2 protein-coding genes are annotated in these 2,775 nt (G+C 63.8%); one reads left to right on the top strand and one right to left on the bottom strand.

The window, feature by feature from the left end:
* On the bottom strand, window positions 1–302 hold a 302-nt coding region (locus AC1DT3_RS17230), incomplete at its 3' end, for a nitroreductase family protein (RefSeq protein WP_477466459.1).
* Window positions 303–659: 357 nt separating this feature from the next.
* On the opposite strand from AC1DT3_RS17230, the gene AC1DT3_RS17225 reads away from it, so the two are divergent.
* Window positions 660–2,775 (top strand): YfhO family protein (locus AC1DT3_RS17225; RefSeq protein WP_477466458.1); only part of this gene is annotated, 2,116 nt, incomplete at its 3' end.

The following is a 2,775-nucleotide window of genomic DNA, read 5'->3' as shown; positions in this document are numbered from 1 at the left end:
ACCCTGGAGACCACCGCCACGACCACGGGGGCCTGGGCGAACCGGTTGCGCTCGGTCGCGAGCTTCTCTTCGTCGGCATCGGGCTGATCGGCCTTGAAGGCAGCCGCCGCAATCTCGCCGAGGCGCTGCCGCGCGTCGCCTTCAATGACGATGAAGCGCCAGGGCGTCAGCTTGCCATGGTCCGGAACCCGGGATGCGACCGACAGGATGGTATCGAGATCTGCCGCGCTCGGCCCCGGATCGCCGAGCCACCGAGGGGGAACAGACCGGCGGCGCTGCAGGCGAGATAGACTTTCGTTCATCGGGCTTTCATCCAGACCTATTAATATGCAAGGATTATCGTCACGCTGAGGACGGACGCGGACGAAGAGAGGTTCAACTCTCCGCCACGGTCTTGCCGTCATTCTGCGGTTGGGACGATACCGTCCCAACGGGGCTGTCGCTGCACAACAAAAACGAGCAGCGCATGTATAGGGGGAGCGTACTGGCCCGCCAAGCCGGTTTTCGGTCCTGAAGGGAAATGAGAGCTACTCCTATCGCCACCATGCGAACGGAGCCGGCTTGCCCTTATATTTCCAAAATCTTCAACACTTTAGCTTCGTGTGGAGGATAGATCCACGCGGGGCTTGGTTTGGCCTGGCGGACGACGCTGACAACGCATGACAACGGAACTGATGAAGGCTGATACGTCCCCGGCGGTTTGGACGTCCAGGCAAACGCTGATCGCCCTGCTCCTGATCGTACTGGTCTGGGCCGTGGCGGCGGCTGCCTGGCCGCTGACCGGCGCCGTCGTCCCGTGGGATTCCAAAAATCAGTTCTACCCGACGCTTCGCTATCTGAGCGACGCGCTCGCTCACGGCGAGCTACCGCTCTGGAATCCCTACCATTTCAGCGGCCACCCGTCCGCGGCTGACCCGCAATCGCTTCTGTTCACCCCGACCATGCTTCTTTTCGGCTGGCTCGTCAGCCAACCGTCGATGGAGCAGTTCGATGTGGTGATCTTTGCCCATTTCCTGCCAGGCGCGCTTGCCTTCGTGCCCCTCTTCCGTCGCCGCGGCTGGCATCCCGCCGGAGCCGTCATCGCTGCGATCGTCTTCATGCTCGGAGGCTCGGCGACGGCCAGGCTCCAGCATACAGGCATGATCCTGAGCTACGGCTTCTTCCCGCTCGCTCTTCTGCTTCTCGAAGAGGCGCTCGACCGTAAATCGTACGGTTTCGGGTTGCTCTTCGCCGTCTGTGGCGCCTTCCTGACGATCGGCCGGGATCAAGTCGCCTTCCTCTGCGCGCTGACCTTGATCGCCGTCGCGGCGCACCGCATCTACACGGCCGACAAGCCGTTGGCCTACCTGAAGTCGCGTGGCCCGCTGCTCCTGTTCATGGGCTTCGTGGGTGGTGCGCTGCTGGCCGTGCCCATCGTCCTGACCATGCAATTTCTGGCGACCTCGACCCGGCCGGGTTTCGGCTACGGGGTCGCGGCCATGGGGTCCCTCCCACCGGAGAGTCTCGCGACCGTTCTGTTCGGCAACGTGTTCGGCTCGTTGCGCTGGACATACGATTATTGGGGACCGGATTGGCACAGCGTCCCTGAAGGGACCTGGACCGATCGGGCGACGAACTATCTCTTCGCCGGAACGATCCCTGCCCTGCTCTTCCTCTGGCACGGCGTCGCCGGCGGACGCCTCCTCGCGAAGGAATTCCGCTTCTTCCTGGTGTTCGGCCTTCTCGCCGTTCTTTACGCGCTCGGCCGCTATACGCCGGGCTTCGGCGTGGTGTTCGACTACCTGCCCGGTGTGAAGCTCTATCGCCGTCCTGCGGATGCGACCTTCCTCATCAATATCTTCCTCGCTTTCGCCGCTGGCTATCTGGCTCACCGTTACGCCGTCGGCGGTATCCCCCGCCTCAACAAGGCGAAATTCGCTTCCTGGCACGTCGCCCTTCCCTCGGTCGCCGTTCTGCTTTTCGTCGCGGCGATCGGCAGCGCCATGAGCTTCGCGCTCAACGCCGGCCAGGTCGCGCCAGCCGTCACCGAGATCGCCATCGGCCTCGGTATCGCCGCGTTCGCCATCGCGACACTCACCTATTTCGACGCCGATAGCCGCTGGCGTCCCATCGCGACRCTCGCGCTTGTCCTGGTGACGGGCGGGGAACTCGTAGGCCGGCATGCGGCCTCCGCCTTGAATGCCGAGCCCGAGGATCGCTACGCGGTGTTCCAGACCCTGCCGCCCGAACAATTGCACGGTCTCGGCATCCTCAAGAACGAGCTCACACGGCGGCATGCGGCCGGCGACTATCCTCGCGTCGAGATTCTGGGCCTGCGCGGTCCGTGGCAGAACGCGTCGATGGTGTTCGGGATCGAGGACATCATCGGCTACAACCCGCTCCGCCTTGCGGCCTACGAGCGAGCGGTGGGACCGGGAGAGAACGCCGAGGATCCCAATCTGCGGCAATTCCCGGCCACCTTCCGCGGTTATAAGTGCCGGCTCGCGAACCTTCTCGGCCTGGAATATCTGGTCGTCGACAGGCCGCTCGAGCGGATGCCGCGCCATTTCCCGCGGCCTCACAACGCGGAATTGCTCTATGGATCCGGGCGGATGTGGATCTACCGGCTCAACACGGAGAGCCCACGGGTTTATCTGGCCGGGAAGGTCACGCCGGTCGATTCCGAGGCCGTGCTCAACCAGGAGGACCTGCCAGAGTTCGACCGGCGCAACGAAGCGCTGATCGATGTCGGCAGCATGGACCGCCTGACCGCAGCACAGATGGCCGACACCATTC

The sequence above is a fragment of the Microvirga sp. P4_G7 genome, assembly GCF_056401005.1.
The sequence above is the reverse complement of the archived record's forward strand: the minus strand, read 5'-3'. Positions and strand labels throughout refer to the sequence as shown.